The organism is Streptomyces sp. LZ34 (assembly GCF_053890475.1).
The window spans coordinates 6,759,542-6,774,160 of the sequence record NZ_CM132680.1 but is presented as its reverse complement, the minus strand read 5'-3'; the positions used below and the strand labels follow the sequence as shown (position 1 = coordinate 6,774,160).

The 14,619-nt window shown below is 71.3% G+C and carries 14 protein-coding genes; 5 read left to right on the top strand and 9 right to left on the bottom strand.

The window, feature by feature from the left end; all coding sequences use genetic code 11:
• Positions 1–50 precede the first annotated feature (50 nt).
• Positions 51–1,061 (bottom strand): endonuclease III, encoded by a 1,011-nt coding sequence (gene nth, locus ACWY4P_RS27770; RefSeq protein WP_456203062.1) that lies wholly within the window; start codon positions 1,059–1,061, stop codon positions 51–53.
• 224 nt (positions 1,062–1,285) lie between these two features.
• On the opposite strand from nth, the gene ACWY4P_RS27765 reads away from it, so the two are divergent.
• The gene (locus ACWY4P_RS27765) at positions 1,286–1,960 is read left to right on the top strand and encodes a Crp/Fnr family transcriptional regulator (RefSeq protein WP_003981529.1); all 675 of its coding nucleotides are present in this window, start codon (positions 1,286–1,288) and stop codon (positions 1,958–1,960) included.
• 197 nt (positions 1,961–2,157) lie between these two features.
• Here ACWY4P_RS27765 and ACWY4P_RS27760 read toward each other — a convergent pair whose 3' ends face one another.
• From ACWY4P_RS27760 to ACWY4P_RS27735, 6 genes are all read right to left on the bottom strand, one after another.
• Positions 2,158–2,988: an MBL fold metallo-hydrolase gene (locus ACWY4P_RS27760; protein ID WP_456203061.1), complete on the bottom strand. Its 831-nt coding sequence runs from the start codon at positions 2,986–2,988 to the stop codon at positions 2,158–2,160.
• Positions 2,988–3,884, bottom strand: a complete 897-nt coding sequence (locus ACWY4P_RS27755; protein ID WP_456203060.1) for an NUDIX hydrolase — start codon at positions 3,882–3,884, stop codon at positions 2,988–2,990. Before ACWY4P_RS27755 ends, ACWY4P_RS27760 begins: the two co-directional genes overlap by 1 nt.
• A gap of 121 nt (positions 3,885–4,005) precedes the next feature.
• Entirely contained in the window at positions 4,006–5,385 is a 1,380-nt protein-coding gene (locus tag ACWY4P_RS27750; RefSeq protein WP_456203059.1) for a hypothetical protein, read from the bottom strand.
• Positions 5,386–5,489: 104 nt separating this feature from the next.
• Positions 5,490–6,068 carry a C40 family peptidase gene (locus ACWY4P_RS27745; protein ID WP_456203058.1) on the bottom strand — a complete coding sequence of 193 codons (579 nt, stop codon included), beginning with the start codon at positions 6,066–6,068 and terminating at the stop codon, positions 5,490–5,492.
• A 414-nt stretch (positions 6,069–6,482) separates the two neighbouring features.
• On the bottom strand, positions 6,483–6,947 hold the full coding sequence (locus ACWY4P_RS27740; protein ID WP_456203057.1) for a RidA family protein: 465 nt from the start codon (positions 6,945–6,947) through the stop codon (positions 6,483–6,485).
• Entirely contained in the window at positions 6,944–7,105 is a 162-nt protein-coding gene (locus tag ACWY4P_RS27735; protein ID WP_093601778.1) for a DUF4177 domain-containing protein, read from the bottom strand. The genes ACWY4P_RS27740 and ACWY4P_RS27735 overlap by 4 nt, the downstream gene beginning before the upstream one ends.
• Positions 7,106–7,177: 72 nt before the next feature.
• Between ACWY4P_RS27735 and ACWY4P_RS27730 the strand changes: the two genes are divergently transcribed.
• Both ACWY4P_RS27730 and ACWY4P_RS27725 read left to right on the top strand, forming a co-directional pair.
• Complete coding sequence (locus ACWY4P_RS27730) at positions 7,178–8,155, top strand: ArsA-related P-loop ATPase (RefSeq protein WP_456203056.1); 978 nt, start codon at positions 7,178–7,180, stop codon at positions 8,153–8,155.
• 172 nt (positions 8,156–8,327) lie between these two features.
• Positions 8,328–9,812 carry an ArsA family ATPase gene (locus tag ACWY4P_RS27725; protein WP_456203055.1) on the top strand — a complete coding sequence of 495 codons (1,485 nt, stop codon included), beginning with the start codon at positions 8,328–8,330 and terminating at the stop codon, positions 9,810–9,812.
• A gap of 220 nt (positions 9,813–10,032) precedes the next feature.
• On the opposite strand, the gene ACWY4P_RS27720 is transcribed toward ACWY4P_RS27725, so the two are convergent.
• The gene (locus ACWY4P_RS27720) at positions 10,033–10,368 is read right to left on the bottom strand and encodes a WhiB family transcriptional regulator (protein ID WP_456203054.1); all 336 of its coding nucleotides are present in this window, start codon (positions 10,366–10,368) and stop codon (positions 10,033–10,035) included.
• Between the two features lie 385 nt (positions 10,369–10,753).
• Here ACWY4P_RS27720 and ACWY4P_RS27715 point away from each other — a divergent pair, with 385 nt between their 5' ends.
• Entirely contained in the window at positions 10,754–13,024 is a 2,271-nt protein-coding gene (locus ACWY4P_RS27715) for a transglycosylase domain-containing protein (protein WP_456203053.1), read from the top strand.
• A 103-nt stretch (positions 13,025–13,127) separates the two neighbouring features.
• Here the strand turns inward: ACWY4P_RS27715 and ACWY4P_RS27710 are convergent, their stop codons facing one another.
• Positions 13,128–13,598: a GatB/YqeY domain-containing protein gene (locus ACWY4P_RS27710; protein WP_456203052.1), complete on the bottom strand. Its 471-nt coding sequence runs from the start codon at positions 13,596–13,598 to the stop codon at positions 13,128–13,130.
• A 77-nt stretch (positions 13,599–13,675) separates the two neighbouring features.
• Here ACWY4P_RS27710 and ACWY4P_RS27705 point away from each other — a divergent pair, with 77 nt between their 5' ends.
• A complete protein-coding gene (locus tag ACWY4P_RS27705) occupies positions 13,676–14,605 on the top strand; it encodes a metallophosphoesterase (protein WP_456203051.1) in 930 nt (309 codons plus the stop codon).
• Positions 14,606–14,619: the final 14 nt, after the last annotated feature.

Below are 14,619 nucleotides of genomic sequence, written 5' to 3'. Positions count from 1 at the left end.
GTCGGGCAGCCCCTCACTGGTCACACCGGCCACGCCGCCGTATGTGCTCGTCACTCGGCGGCCTCCACGGGAGCGGCCGTCCCCAGAGAAGCGGCGGCCCCCAGGGAGGCGGTGGCCCCCAGAGGGGCGGCGGCCCGGCCCGGATAGCCGGTCGGCGGCCGCAGTCGCTGCCCCGGCTGGCCGCCCAGCTCGTACTTCAGCAGCTTCTTCGCCTTGTCCGGATCCGTCTCCCCCTCCCCGTACGACGGGCACAGCGGGGCGATCGGGCAGGCGCCGCAGGCGGGCTTGCGCGCATGGCAGACGCGGCGGCCGTGGAAGATGATCCGGTGCGAGAGCATCGTCCACTCGCTCTTCGGGAAGAGCGCGGCGATCTCCGCCTCGACTTTCTCCGGGTCCTCCTGGCCGGTCCACTTCCAGCGCCGCACCAGCCGACCGAAGTGGGTGTCCACGGTCAGCCCCGGCACCCCGAAGGCGTTTCCGAGGACCACATTGGCCGTCTTGCGCCCGACGCCCGGCAGCGTCACCAGGTCCTTCAGGCGGCCCGGCACCTCGCCACCGAAGCGGTCCCGCAGCGCGGCGGACAGCCCCAGCAGGGACTTCGCCTTGGCCCGGAAGAAGCCCGTCGGCCGGATCAGCTGCTCCAGCGCCTCGGGGTCGGCGGCGGCCATGTCCTCGGGCGTCGGATAGGCGGCGAACAGGGCGGGGGTGGTCTGGTTGACCCGCAGGTCGGTGGTCTGGGCGGACAGGACCGTGGCGACCAGCAGCTGGAAGGGGTTCTCGAAGTCCAGCTCGGGGTGCGCGTACGGATACACCTCGGCGAGCTCGCGGTTGATCCGGCGGGCCCGGCGGACGAGCGCGAGCCGGGATTCGGGGCGGGCAGCGGCGGCCTTGCGCGGTCTGCCGCCGTCGGCGGTCTTCCGCGCTCCGGCCGCGCCGGCGGCTTGGGCGGCCTCGGCTGCTTTGGCGACCCTTGCCCCCTTGATGGTTTTGTGCGGATTTGCCGTTTCCGTCGGCTCGGCCGACCCTTGTTCGCCCACAGCGGAATTTCCAGGTGCGCTCACCCGTCCGGCCCCCTTGCCCCGTGCTTTCACCGGCCTATTGGACACCCAGCCAGCCTAAGCCCCGGCACTGACATACGCTCCGACCACCCGAAAGAGCCGCTCAATCGGACCCCTGCCGCACAGTGCCGCAGGCAGGTGCGTCAAACTTGTGATTGATCGCACTGTTTTACCGTCCGGCATCATGGGGACGACGGTCCCCTGTGCATGTCGACAAGGAGAGACTCGTGGACGACGTTCTGCGGCGCGCCCCGCTCTTCGCGGCGCTCGATGACGAGCAGGCCGCTGAGCTGCGCGCCTCCATGGGAGAGGTGACCCTCGCGCGAGGTGACGCCCTCTTCCACGAAGGGGACCCCGGCGACCGCCTGTACGTGGTCACCGAGGGCAAGGTGAAGCTCCACCGCACCTCTCCCGACGGCCGCGAGAACATGCTGGCCGTGCTCGGACCCGGCGAGCTGATCGGTGAGCTGTCGCTCTTCGACCCCGGCCCGCGTACCGCCACCGCCACCGCCCTCACCGAGGTCAAGCTGCTCGGCCTCGGCCACGGCGACCTCCAGCCGTGGCTGAACGCCCGGCCCGAGGTCGCCACGGCGCTGCTGCGCGCGGTCGCCCGGCGCCTGCGCAAGACCAACGACCAGATGTCCGACCTGGTCTTCTCCGATGTCCCCGGGCGTGTCGCGCGCGCCCTGCTCGACCTCTCGCGCCGCTTCGGCGTGCAGTCGGAGGAGGGCATCCACGTCGTCCACGACCTCACTCAGGAGGAGCTGGCCCAGCTGGTCGGCGCCTCTCGCGAGACGGTCAACAAGGCGCTCGCCGACTTCGCGGGCCGCGGCTGGCTGCGGCTGGAGGCGCGCGCGGTGATCCTGCTGGACGTCGAGCGGCTCGCCAAGCGGTCCCGCTGACGCGCATATCCCGCTGACGCGTACGAGAGGGCCCTCGCCGGATTCCCCGCGGGGGCCCTTCTCATGCTCCCGCGTGCCGGGCCCGTGCATCTGCGTGCTGGACCTGTACGTCCGCGTGCCAGGCCCGCACATCTGCGTGCCCGACCCGTACGTCCGCGTGCCGGGCCAAGCCCCCAGCCCGCATGCCGCGCTCGGCCTCAGATGAGCCCGTGCTCGCCCAGATAGTCCAGCTGGGCGCGGACCGAGAGCTCCGCCGCCGGCCACAGCGACCGGTCCACATCCGCGTACACATACGCCACGACCTCTGAGGGCGTCCGGTAGCCGCTCTCCACGGCCGTCTCCACCTGCGCCAGTCGGTTGGCCCGGTGGGCGAGGTAGTACTCCACCGCGCCGCGCGCGTCGTTCAGCACCGGCCCGTGCCCCGGCAGGACGGTGCCCACCCCGTCGTCCACCGTCAGCGAGCGCAGCCGCCGCAGCGAGTCCAGATAGTCGCCGAGCCGCCCGTCCGGGTGCGCCACCACCGTCGTACCGCGCCCCAGCACCGTGTCGCCGGTCAGGACCGCGGCGTCCGCCGGGAGGTGGAAGGACAGCGAGTCGGCCGTATGGCCGGGCGTGGGCACCACCCGCAGCTCCAGCCCGCCGGTGGTTATGACATCGCCCGTCCCCAGCCCCTCCTCCCCCAGCCGCAGCACCGGGTCGAGGGCCCGTACGCGCGTACGCGTCAGCTCGGCGAAGCGCGCCGCGCCCTCCGCGTGGTCCGGGTGGCCGTGGGTCAGCAGCGTCAGCGCGACCCGCTTGCCCGCCCGCTCCGCCGTGGCCAGGACCTCCTTGAGGTGGGCGTCGTCGAGCGGGCCCGGATCGATGACGACGGCCAGGTCGGAATCCGGCTCGGAGACGATCCAGGTGTTGGTGCCGTCGAGCGTCATCGGGGAGGGGTTCGGCGCGAGGACGCACACCGCCCGGTCGGTGGCCGGGCCGCCGACGGCGCCGCCCCGCGGCTGGCCGGGCAAGGCTGCTGCGTACGTCATCAGGTCGCTCCCCCCGTGGGACCCGTGGGACCCGTGGGAATGTGCTTGGTGAACTCGTCATGGCCCGGCCAGCTCAGTACGACCCGGCCCTCCTCCAGCCGCGCCCGGGCCAGTACGGGCGTGAGGTCCCGGTCCGGGGCCGCCGTCAGCACATCCGCGACCGTGCCGTACGGCTCCAGCTCGCGCAGGGTCGCGATGGTCGGCGGCATCATCAGCAGCTCGCCCCGGTCGTACCCCGCGGCCGCCTCGGCGGGCCGGATCCAGACGGTGTGGTCCGCCTCGGTCGAGGCGTTACGGGTGCGCTGGCCGTGCGGCAGGGCGGCCGCGAAGAACCAGGTGTCGTAGCGGCGCGGCTCGAACTCCGGGGTGATCCAGCGGGCCCAGCACCCGAGCAGATCCGAACGGAGCACAAGCCCGCGGCGGTCCAGGAAGTCGGCGAAGGACAGCTCCCGGGCGACCAGCGCCGCGCGGTCCGCCTCCCACTCCTCGCCTGTCGTGTCCGCCACGACCGTATGCGGGGTCGGGCCCGCGAGCAGCACGCCCGCCTCCTCGAAGGTCTCCCGGACCGCCGCGCACACAATGGCCTGGGCCACCGTCCCGTCGTCCTCCGCGAGACCCAGCCGCCGCGCCCACTCCCGGCGCGAGGGCCCGGCCCAGGCCACCCCGCGCTCGTCGCGCGGGTCCACCGAGCCGCCCGGATACGCGTACGCCCCGCCGGCGAAGGCCATGGAGGTCCGTCTGCGCAGCATGTGCACGACGGGGCCCTCGGCCCCGTCGCGCAGCAGCAGCACGGTGGCCGCCCGGCGCGGGGTCACCGGGGTGAGCTCGCCGGTCGCCAGCTGCCGGATGCGCTCCGGCCAGTCGGGCGGATACCACTGACCATTCGTAGTGGACATGGCCGGATGCTATGCGCTGGCGCGCGGATGTTCGAGGGGACCGGGGCGGCGCGCCGCCTCAGGACGCGGTGAAGCCGCCTCAGGACGCGGTGAAGCCGCCTCAGGACGCGGTGAAGCCGCCTCAGGACGCGGTGAAACGGAACGCCTGGTTCGCCTCGCCGGTACAGGTGTTCTGAATCGCCTCGGCGCCCTCCGTACGGGGCGGCAGGATCCCGATGCACAGCCCGCTGTGGACCGGGCGCAGCCGGAACCCGCCGTGGGACGGCTCCAGCCGGAACTTCATGTTGTCGGCGTCCGTGCAGGGGCTGCGCGGGGCGAGCAGGGCGCCCGACCCCATCGCGTCGTCGTCGACGGCCAGGCAGCCGAGGCCCCTGCCCTCACCGGGGTGGTACCACTGGATGCGGTAGACACCGTCGCCGACCGCGTCCAGGGACACGCGGGGCAGCGGGACGTCGGCGCACGGCATCTGAGCCGCGATCTCAGCCCTCCCGGTCTTGCGTTCCTTGCCCTCGGTGAGGCAGAGGCCGGGGGCCGAGACGGGATGGATCCGTGTCGGGCCCGCGGCCGGCATGCGGGGCTTGCCGGCGGGCTTGGGCGCGGTTGTGGTGGCCGTCGGCTCGTGCTTCGGCGAGGAGGATGCGGTACGCGTCGGGGAGGCGGACGAGGTGTCGTCGGCTGAGGCGTCGGCGACGGGTTCCTTGGTCCCCGAGGGCGAGGCGGTGTCCGTGGACGGCTCGCCGCCCGACGGGCCCGTACTGGTCCCGGGCCGGCCGTCGGGGCGCGCGCCGTCGGAGCTGCCGGAAGACGGCCAGTTGGCCAGCACCAGCACCCCGACGGCGGCGCACAGCCCGACCGCGAGCGGGGGCAGATACCGTTTTCTCCACGACGAGCCGGACGGGGGCTCCCCGCCCGGCGGGCCGGGCTCCTCGCCGGAGGCGATCACTTCGGTCACTTCGGCCGGACGGCTGATCTCGTGGCTCCGCTGGGCGGAGGCGGGTACGGGCGCGGAGGCGGGTACGGCTACGGGTATGGGCGCGGGGGCCTGCCCGGATGTGGCGTCGGGTTCCGGCGCGGCCTCGGAGGCGGCTACGGAAGCGTCGGCGCCGTCGGAGGCGGGCGCGGAGGAGGCGGCCGACACGGAGGAGCCGGCGGCAGGCCCGGAGGCCGGGACGGGCCCGAAAGCCGGGACGACGGGCTCGGTCGGGGCCGAAGCGGCGACGGGGGCGGCTACGGACAGCCGCCGACGGGCCGCCAGCCATACGGCCACGGTCTCCTCATCCCCGCCGCACGCCCGTACGAACGCGGCGAGAAGCTGCTCCCTGGGCAGGTCGTCCCTGCTCAGCGCCCCCGAGATGGTGGCGCGTGGCAGCACTTCCCCGGCGGCCTCCGCGTTCCGCTCCAGCTGGCGATAGCTCAGATCGGCCCAGCTGCGCAACTGCCGCATCGCGACGACGAACTCGGCCGCATTACCTGCCGCCTTCGGGTCAGGCCCCGTCTCCATGACCGCTCCTATGCGTTCGGGCTGTCCAAGCAGCCTAATGCGCATGCGAGTTGGCCAGGGCATGTCTACGGGCGACGTGTTCACGGTGAGTCGTTCCCCTCGTCTCAGGATCCGATATGGCGGTAGGCGACGACCTGCGAGGACGGGGGCAGGGGCGCGATGGTGACCCTCGTACCGGGCCGGGGAGCGTGGATGACCCGGCCGCCGCCGATGTAGAGCCGGACGTGGCCGCCGCGGTACGACAGGACGATGTCCCCGGGGACCAGCCCGGACCGGGTGGTGGGGGTCCCGGCGCGCGACTGCTCCCAGCTGCTGCGCGGCAGCTTCACCCCGGCGGCTCCCCAGGCCCGCATGACCAGGCCGGCGCCGTCGAAGCCCCGGGGGCCGACGCCGCCCCACTGGTAGGGCTTGCCTATCTGCCCCTTGGCGTACACGATCACCGCCGCGGCGGGCCTGGGGGCGGCCTTGGGGGCTCCGTACACCTGAGAAACCCGGGACACCTGAGAAACCCGGGACACCTGAGAAGCCTGGGATACCCGGGACAACGCCTTCTTCGGGCCCGCGGCGACGGGGGCGCGGGCGTCTGCGGCGGTGGCGGCGCCGACGGCCACGGCGACAAGGAACGGCACGGCCACAGCGGTCGCCGTCCGCACCCATTCGGCCGACCGCGTCTGTTCGGTCATCACGACCTCCTTCATGGGCCTCGTGGTGGGCCCATGAAGGAGCTTTTTCGGCGCCGTACCGTCCGGCAAGGTCTCCCGGTGTCCCGGACAGTCCGGGACTGTCCGGCCTGGTCAGACGCGCGCGCCCCGGCCCGCTCGGCACGCCCGGCCGACCCGGCGCGGACGTCGGAGGGCGGATGTCAGCGGCGGTTGTCACCCTGGCGGCGTACGTACCCACGCGGGAGCCCGGGAAGCAGGGGAAGCTCGGGCATCCGGCAGGGAAGGGAAGCGACCGCAAGGGGACCGGTCGGGAAGGAAAGCGCCAAGATCACCGAGGGCGGCGGCAGCGTGCAGCTGGGCCCGGTGGGCCGCGAAAACCGCCCGCGGAAACCGCCCGCGGAAACCGCCCAGGCAGGACCTGGGCCCTGTCCGGACCTAGTCCGCGACCTCGACCTGGATCTCGACCTCGACCGGCGCGTCCAGCGGCAGCACCGCCACGCCCACGGCGCTGCGGGCGTGCACCCCCGCCTCGCCCAGCGCCTGGCCGAGCAGCTCGCTCGCGCCGTTGACGACGCCCGGCTGCCCGGTGAAGTCCGGCGCCGAGGCGACGAAGCCCACGACCTTCACGACCCGTACAACCTTGTCCAGGTCGCCGATGGCCGACTTGACCGCGGCCAGGGCGTTCAGCGCGCAGGTCCGCGCCAGCTCCTTGGCCTCTTCCGGCGTCACCTCGGCGCCGACCTTGCCGGTCACGCCGAGCTTGCCGTCGACCATGGGCAGCTGGCCCGAGGTGTACACGTACGGCCCGGAGCGGACCGAGGGAACGTACGAGGCGAGGGGCGCCGCGACCTCCGGCAGGGTCAGGCCCAGCTCGGCGAGCTTGTCCTCGACCGCGCTCACGCGGTCTTCTCCCGCTTGAGGTAGGCCACCAGCTGCTCGGGGTTGTTCGGCCCCGGCACGACCTGGACGAGCTCCCAGCCGTCCTCGCCCCAGGTGTCCAGAATCTGCTTTGTGGCGTGTACGAGCAGCGGCACGGTCGCGTATTCCCACTTGGTCATAGGGCCGACTGTAATGCCTGTCTCCCGGGGCCTGGTGCGTAGCCCGGACGACGACTGGTTAGGCTCCCCATTGTGAGCAGGCTCCATGTCGTCAGTGGCAAGGGCGGAACCGGCAAAACCACGGTCGCCGCGGCACTCGCGCTGGCCCTCGCGGCCGACGGCAGGCGAACCCTGCTGGTCGAGGTCGAAGGTCGCCAGGGCATCGCGCAGCTCTTCGAAACCGAGGCGCTGCCCTACGAGGAGCGGAAGGTCGCCGGCGCGCCGGGCGGCGGTGAGGTGCACGCACTCGCCATCGACCCCGAGTTCGCGCTCCTCGACTACCTCCACATGTTCTACAAGCTGGGTTCGGCCGGACGGGCACTGAAGAAGCTCGGCGCGATCGACTTCGCGACCACCATCGCCCCGGGGCTGCGGGACGTCCTGCTGACCGGCAAGGCGTGCGAGGCGGTGCGCCGCAAGGGCAAGGACGGCCGCTTCGTTTACGACTTCGTCGTGATGGACGCGCCGCCGACCGGCCGGATCACCCGCTTTCTGAACGTCAACCACGAGGTGGCGGGGCTGGCCAGGACCGGCCCGATACACAATCAGGCGCAGGCCGTGATGCGCGTCCTGAAGTCCCCCGAGACGGCGGTCCACATGGTCACGCTGCTGGAGGAGATGCCGGTCCAGGAGACCGCGGACGGCATCGGGGAGCTGCGCGCCGACGGCCTGCCGACCGGCGCGGTCATCATCAACATGGTGCGGCCCGCGATCCTCGACCACGCGGCCGTCGACGTCGCCGCCAACGGCCGGCGCACCGCCGTCGCCAAGGCCCTGTCCCAGGCGGGGCTGGGCGGCGCGCGCCGCGGTGGGCTCGCCGAGCGCCTGGTGGACCCGCTGCTGGAGCAGGCCCGTGAGCACGCGGAGCGGGTCGCCCTGGAACGGGCGCAGCGGGCGGAGCTGACGGGCCTGGAGCTGCCCCTGTACGAGCTGGAGCTGCTCACCGACGGCGTCGACCTGGCCGGCCTGTACCGGCTCGCGACGGATCTGCGTAAGCAGTGGCCGATGTGAGCCGCGCCGCCCGGCTGCCGGTCCGGGCGCCGCGGGCGGCACCGACAGCGCACGCGACACGCGCGACGCAATCGGCACAACCAGAACGTCCAGAACAATCGGGACAACCAGAACAATCAGCTTGAACGGTACGAGCGAGCGGTACGAGCCGTACGCAGGAGGCGGCAGAAGCATGGACATGGCACCGCGGCTGGACACCGACGCACTGCTGGCCGACCCCGAGACCCGCATCGTCGTGTGCTGCGGCTCCGGCGGCGTCGGCAAGACCACGACGGCCGCCGCCCTGGGCGTACGGGCCGCGGAGCGGGGCCGTAAGGCCGTCGTCCTCACCATCGACCCGGCCCGTCGGCTCGCGCAGTCGATGGGCATCGACGCGCTGGACAACGTGCCCCGCCGGGTCGAGGGCATCGACGGCGCGGCGGGCGGCGAGCTGCACGCCATGATGCTCGACATGAAGCGGACCTTCGATGAGTTCGTCGAAGCGCACGCAGACCCCGAGCGCTCCCGCGCGATCCTGGCGAACCCCTTCTACCAATCACTTTCGGCCGGTTTCGCGGGCACGCAGGAGTACATGGCCATGGAGAAGCTCGGCCAGCTGCGGGCCCGTGACGAGTGGGATCTGATCATCGTCGACACGCCGCCGAGCCGGTCGGCGCTGGACTTCCTGGACGCGCCGAAGCGCCTCGGCTCCTTCCTGGACGGGAAGTTCATCAAGATCCTGATGGCCCCGGCCAAGGTCGGCGGCAGGGCCGGGATGAAGTTCCTGAACGTGGGCGTGTCGATGATGACCGGCACGGTCAGCAAGGTCCTGGGCGGGCAGCTGATGCGCGACGTACAGACCTTCGCCGCCGCCATGGACACCATGTTCGGCGGCTTCCGCACCCGCGCCGAGGCCACCTATCGGCTGCTCCAGGCGCCGGGCACGGCCTTCCTGGTGGTGGCGGCCCCGGAGCGGGACGCGCTGCGCGAGGCGGCGTACTTCGTGGAGCGGCTGGCCGCGGACCGGATGCCGCTGGCGGGACTGGTGCTGAACCGGGTGCACGGGAGCGGTGCCGTGCAGCTCTCGGCGGAGCGGGCGCTGGCGGCCGCGGAGACGCTGTCCCTGGGCCTGGCCGAGGCATCGGGCACGTCGGACCCGGCGGGCGCCTCGGACCCGGCAGATCCGGCCGACCCAGCTGACCCGGCTGACCCGGCCGACCCGGCAGATCCGGCGGACTCAGGAGACCCGGCCGACCCGGCAGGCTCGGCAGATCCGGCGGTCGAAGCGGTCGAGGCGGTCGAAGCGACCGAGGACGCGGCCCTCACCGCCAACAGCCCAGAAAATCTTGCCGAAGACGGCATTGTCGACCCCGGTTCAGGGAATGCTCAAGAGCAGAACGCCTCAGCGGCGGACGACTCCTCGGCATCTGACCCCGACGGCTCCCCCACGTCGGCAGAGCGGCTCGCCGTGGGACTGCTCCGGCTGCACGCGGAGCGTATGCAGGTGCTCTCCCGCGAGCAGCGCACACACCATCGCTTCACGACGCTGCACCCCGAGGTTCCCGTGGCGGAAGTGGCCGCGCTCCCCGGCGACGTACACGACCTCGCGGGGTTGCGAGCGATCGGCGAGCGCCTGGCGGACCAGGCAGAGCGGCAGCCCAAAAGCGTGGCGGGCTAGCCGCGCGAGGGCACCACGGCACGCCGAACTCACGCACGTGACCACCACGGACTCACGTGCGTGACCAGCATCTGGGTCGTGACGTGGTGATGAGAGAAACGAGACGTCACCCCGCCAGGATTACCTGACGGCCCAGAGCTGTCCGAGGACGCAAGGGACCCACGGCCCACAAGGGACCCAAGGCCCAAGGCCCTTGGCCGACCACCGGCCGGCTCGGCTACTACCCGACGGCGGCGAGGCGCTCGTACTCCTCGTCGTCGAACGGCAGGATGCCCGCGCCGCGCTCATACTCGAGGCGCGCGGTCTCCAGCAGCCGGCGCCAGGAGGTGACCGTGGGGCGGCGGCGCAGCAGCGCCCTCCGCTCACGCTCGGTCATTCCACCCCACACGCCGAACTCGACGCGGTTGTCCAGCGCGTCGGCAAGGCACTCGGTGCGCACCGGGCATCCGGTGCAGACCGCTTTGGCCCTGTTCTGTGCCGCGCCTTGAACAAATAGTTCATCTGGATCAGTCGTGCGACAGGCGGCCTGCGCACTCCAGTCGGTTACCCAGCCCATGCTGGCGCCGTCCTCTCCCGATTCGGAGCTCCCCCACGGCGACAAACGGCATATTCACCGTCGCCAGTTGAGGACGTTACGGAAGGCGGACAGGGTGCAACACCCCCTGCGGGCCCAATCTTGGATGGCCCGAATGGACTATGGGTACGCGGCAGATCACCCAACGGAGTGAGCTGACGACATGTGCGACTTCCCGCGCAAATGGGGGCAGTTCACCCACATCAAAAGGGGCGGGGTGGGACACAAGATCGCAAATGGGGCGGGTCTCATCACTCACTTGAGTGAGAGGGGTGATGGTGCTCGACCGCACCGGAGTGACTGGCGTGAATCAGCGTATGCGAACAGGTGGTCCCCTGTCCGGCGATTCGACACGTAGGCTGCCTCCATGGGTAACAAGCGTTCGGGCGGGGGCCTGTCCTCCGCTCAGCAGGCCGCGAAGTTCCTCGGCGTCAGCGTGCTCGCGGGAGCGGTGCTGGCCGGGCTCGCGCTGCCCGCCGTCGGCGCGATCGGACTCGCGGCCAAGGGAACGGTCGAGCAATTCGACGAAATTCCGGCCAATCTCAAAACGCCGCCGCTCAGCGAGCGGACCACCATCCTGGACGCCAAGGGCGGCGAGATCGCGAAGGTCTACTCGCGCGACCGCACCATCGTGGAGCTCAAGGACATCTCCCCGTACATGCGCAAGGCGATCGTCGCGATCGAGGACGCGCGCTTCTACGAGCACGGGGCGGTCGACCTCAAGGGCGTGCTGCGCGCGCTCAACAAGAACGCGCAGGACGGCGGCGTCTCCCAGGGCGCCTCCACGCTCACCCAGCAGTACGTGAAGAACGTCTTCGTGGAGGAGGCGGGCAACGACGAGAAGGCGGTCGCCGAGGCCCAGAAGCAGTCCATAGGCCGCAAGATCAAGGAGCTGAAGTACGCGATCCAGGTCGAGAAGGAGCTGGGCAAGCGGCGGATCCTGCAGAACTACCTGAACATCACCTTCTTCGGCCAGCAGGCCTACGGTGTCGAGGCCGCCTCGCAGCGCTACTTCAGCAAGCACGCCAAGGACCTGAAGCTGGAAGAGGCCGCGCTGCTGGCCGGTCTCGTCCAGTCGCCCAGCAGCTACGACCCGATCAACAACGCGGAGGTGGCCAAGACCCGCCGCGACACCGTGCTGCAGCGCATGGCCGAGGTGAAGGACATCACCCAGGCCCAGGCCGACGCGGCGAAGAAGAAGCCCCTCGGGCTCAAGGTCAGCGCGCCCAAGAACGGCTGTATCACGGCCGTGAGCGGCGCCGGGTTCTTCTGTGACTACGTCCGCGAGGTCTTCCTCAGCGACCCGGTCTTCGGCAAGACCCGCGAACAGCGCTCCCAGCGCTGGGACCGCGGCGGTCTGACGATCCGTACGACGCTGGACCCCGAGGCGCAGCAGTCGGTCCAGAACTCGATCAAGGCCCACGTCTACCAGGACGACCCGGTCGCCACCGCCGTCACGCTCGTCGAGCCCGGCACCGGCAAGGTGATCGCCATGGGCCAGTCCAAGCCGTACGGCTACGGGCCCAACGAGCTCGAGATCAACCTGTCCGCGGACAAGGCCATGGGCGGCTCGAACTACGGCTTCCAGGTCGGCTCGACGTTCAAGCCGATCACCGCCGCGGCCGCCCTCGAGCAGGGCAAGAAGCCGTACCAGCGCTACTCCTCGCCGTACGAGATGGACTACCCGAGCCCGGTGTCCACCTGCAACGGCTCCTGGTCCAACAACGAGGGCGCGTCCCTCACGAACGAGGACCCCAAGGAGAAGGGCCCGTACGGCCTGAGGGAGGCGCTCGCGAAGTCGATCAACACCTACTTCGTGCAGATGATCAGCGACATCGGTGTCTGCCCGGTCACCGAGATGGCCACCAAGATGGGCGTGAAGCGCGCCGACGGCGAGAAGCTCAACCAGGTGCCCGCCATCACCCTCGGCACCGACGGCTTCTCGCCGCTGACGATGGCCAACGCGTACGCGACCTTCGCCAACCGCGGCGTCTACTGCACCCCGGTCTTCATCGAGTCGATCACCGGCCCGGGCGGCAAGGACCTCGAGATCCCCAAGTCCTCGTGCACCCGCGCCATGTCGCAGAAGACCGCCGACACCATGAACACTCTGCTGCGCGGCGTGGTCGAGGACGGCACCGGCAAGAAGGCGGGCCTGGACAACCGCCCGAGCGCCGGTAAGACGGGTACGACGGACGAGCGCAAGGCCGCCTGGTTCGTCGGCTACACCCCGAACCTCGCCGGCGCGGTCTGGGTCGGCGGCTCCGGCTCCAAGGGCGTCAAGATGGAGAACATCCGGATCGGCGGCATCCTCCACGACAAGGTCTACGGCGCGGACACCCCCGGCCCCATCTGGAAGGACGCCATGAGCGGCGCCCTGACGGGCAAGCCGGTGGAGAACTTCATCACCGTGCCGATCAAGGACCCGAACGAGAAGAAGCCCGACCGCGACAAGGGCCACGGCGACAAGCCGGGCGGCGGCAACGGCGGGAACAACGGCGGCAACGGCGACCCGTGGCCGGACATCACCCTCCCGCCGGACGTGATCGGCGGCGGAGACGACGGCTGGGGCGGCGGCAACCGGGGCGGAAACGGGAACGGCGGAAACGGCAACAGCAACGGCTGGAACTTCCCGTAGCACCAGCGTGAACGCCGCGCGGTAAGCGAAGGAAGCGGGCCCGGACACCGTCCGGGCCCGCTTCCTTCTTATCTCTTCTCTCTCGTTGTCTCAGCTCTTTGTCTCAGCCCTCGGCAAGCCGCCGCTTGACCGCGGCGGCCACCCGGCCGCCCTCGGCCCGGCCCGCGACCTTCGGGTTCACGATCTTCATCACCGCACCCATGGCCCGCGGCCCCTGCGCCCCGCCGGCCGCGGCCTCCCGCACGGCCTCCGCCACCAGCGCGTCCAGCTCCTCGTCCGTGAGCTGCTTCGGCAGATACTCGGCGAGCACCTCGCCCTCGGCCCGCTCCCGCTCGGCCTGCTCGGCCCGCCCGCCCTGCGCGAACGCCTCGGCCGCCTCGCGCCGCTTCTTGGACTCGCGCGCGATGATCTTCTCCACCTCGGCGTCGGACAGCTCCCGGGCGGTCTCGCCCGCGACCTCTTCCTTCTGGATCGCGGTGAGAGTCAGCCGGAGCGTAGAGGAGCGCAGCTCGTCACGCGTCTTGATCGCTGCGGTGAGGTCGTCCTTCAGCCTGGACTTGAGCGTGGTGGTCATGTCGTCGAGTCTGCCAGCCCTGGCCGTGAATCACCCGAAGATTTCTCGCCCGGCCACCGTCTGCGACCATGGTGACCATGCGCGCGCGATACGGAGTACCCCTGGGAATCACGGCGGTCGGCGCCGCCGGCCTCGCCTATGCCGCCGGCTTCGAGGTCCGGTCCTTCCGCCTCCGACGGGTGACCGTCCCCGTGCTGCCACGCGGCATGCGGCCCCTGCGTGTCCTCCAGGTCTCCGACATCCACATGGTCAGCGGCCAGCGCAAGAAGCAGCGCTGGCTCCAGTCCCTCGCCGGGCTCCGCCCCGATCTCGTCATCAACACGGGTGACAACCTCTCCGACCCCGAGGGCGTACCCGAGGCGCTGGACGCGCTCGGCCCGCTCATGGAGTTCCCCGGTGCGTACGTCTTCGGCTCGAACGACTACTACGGCCCCAAGCCGCGCAACCCCGCCCGCTACCTGTTGGAGAAGGCCAGCGGCAAGCACGGCCTGAACGGCAATCCCCCCGTCGTCGGCGCGATCCACAACCCCTGGAAAGAGCTGCGCGACGCCTTCGACACGGCCGGCTGGGTCAACCTGTCGAACACCCGCGGCCGGCTGAAGCTGGACGACGTGGAGATCGCCATGACCGGCCTGGACGACCCGCACATCAAGCGCGACCGCTACGGCGAGGTGGCCGGCGGCCCCGAATCGGACGCCGCCCTCTCCCTGGCCGTCGTCCACGCCCCCTACCTGCGCGTCCTCGACGCCTTCACCGCCGACCGCTACCCCCTGATCCTCGCCGGCCACACCCACGGCGGCCAGCTGTGCATCCCCTTCTACGGCGCCCTCGTCACCAACTGCGACCTGGACGCCCGCCGCGTCAAGGGCCTCTCCACCCACCACGCCGCCGGCCACACCTCCTACCTCCACGTCTCCGCCGGCTGCGGCACCAACCGCTACACCCCGCTCCGCTTCGCCTGCCCCCCCGAGGCCACCCTCCTCACCCTGACCCCACCCAGCCCCTGACCCCCTCCAGCGAC

Excerpts from the sequence above, each read along its gene's own strand:
- ACWY4P_RS27725 (WP_456203055.1), top strand. The coding sequence starts at position 8,328 with ATGGACATGGCACCGCGGCTGGACACCGACGCACTGCTGGCCGACCCC.
- ACWY4P_RS27755 (WP_456203060.1), bottom strand. The coding sequence starts at position 3,884 with ATGTCCACTACGAATGGTCAGTGGTATCCGCCCGACTGGCCGGAGCGC.
- ACWY4P_RS27715 (WP_456203053.1), top strand. The coding sequence starts at position 10,754 with ATGGGTAACAAGCGTTCGGGCGGGGGCCTGTCCTCCGCTCAGCAGGCC.
- ACWY4P_RS27710 (WP_456203052.1), bottom strand. The coding sequence starts at position 13,598 with ATGACCACCACGCTCAAGTCCAGGCTGAAGGACGACCTCACCGCAGCG.
- ACWY4P_RS27745 (WP_456203058.1), bottom strand. The coding sequence starts at position 6,068 with ATGACCGAACAGACGCGGTCGGCCGAATGGGTGCGGACGGCGACCGCT.
- ACWY4P_RS27760 (WP_456203061.1), bottom strand. The coding sequence starts at position 2,988 with ATGACGTACGCAGCAGCCTTGCCCGGCCAGCCGCGGGGCGGCGCCGTC.
- ACWY4P_RS27750 (WP_456203059.1), bottom strand. The coding sequence starts at position 5,385 with ATGGAGACGGGGCCTGACCCGAAGGCGGCAGGTAATGCGGCCGAGTTC.
- ACWY4P_RS27735 (WP_093601778.1), bottom strand. The coding sequence starts at position 7,105 with ATGACCAAGTGGGAATACGCGACCGTGCCGCTGCTCGTACACGCCACA.
- ACWY4P_RS27720 (WP_456203054.1), bottom strand. The coding sequence starts at position 10,368 with ATGGGCTGGGTAACCGACTGGAGTGCGCAGGCCGCCTGTCGCACGACT.
- ACWY4P_RS27705 (WP_456203051.1), top strand. The coding sequence starts at position 13,676 with ATGCGCGCGCGATACGGAGTACCCCTGGGAATCACGGCGGTCGGCGCC.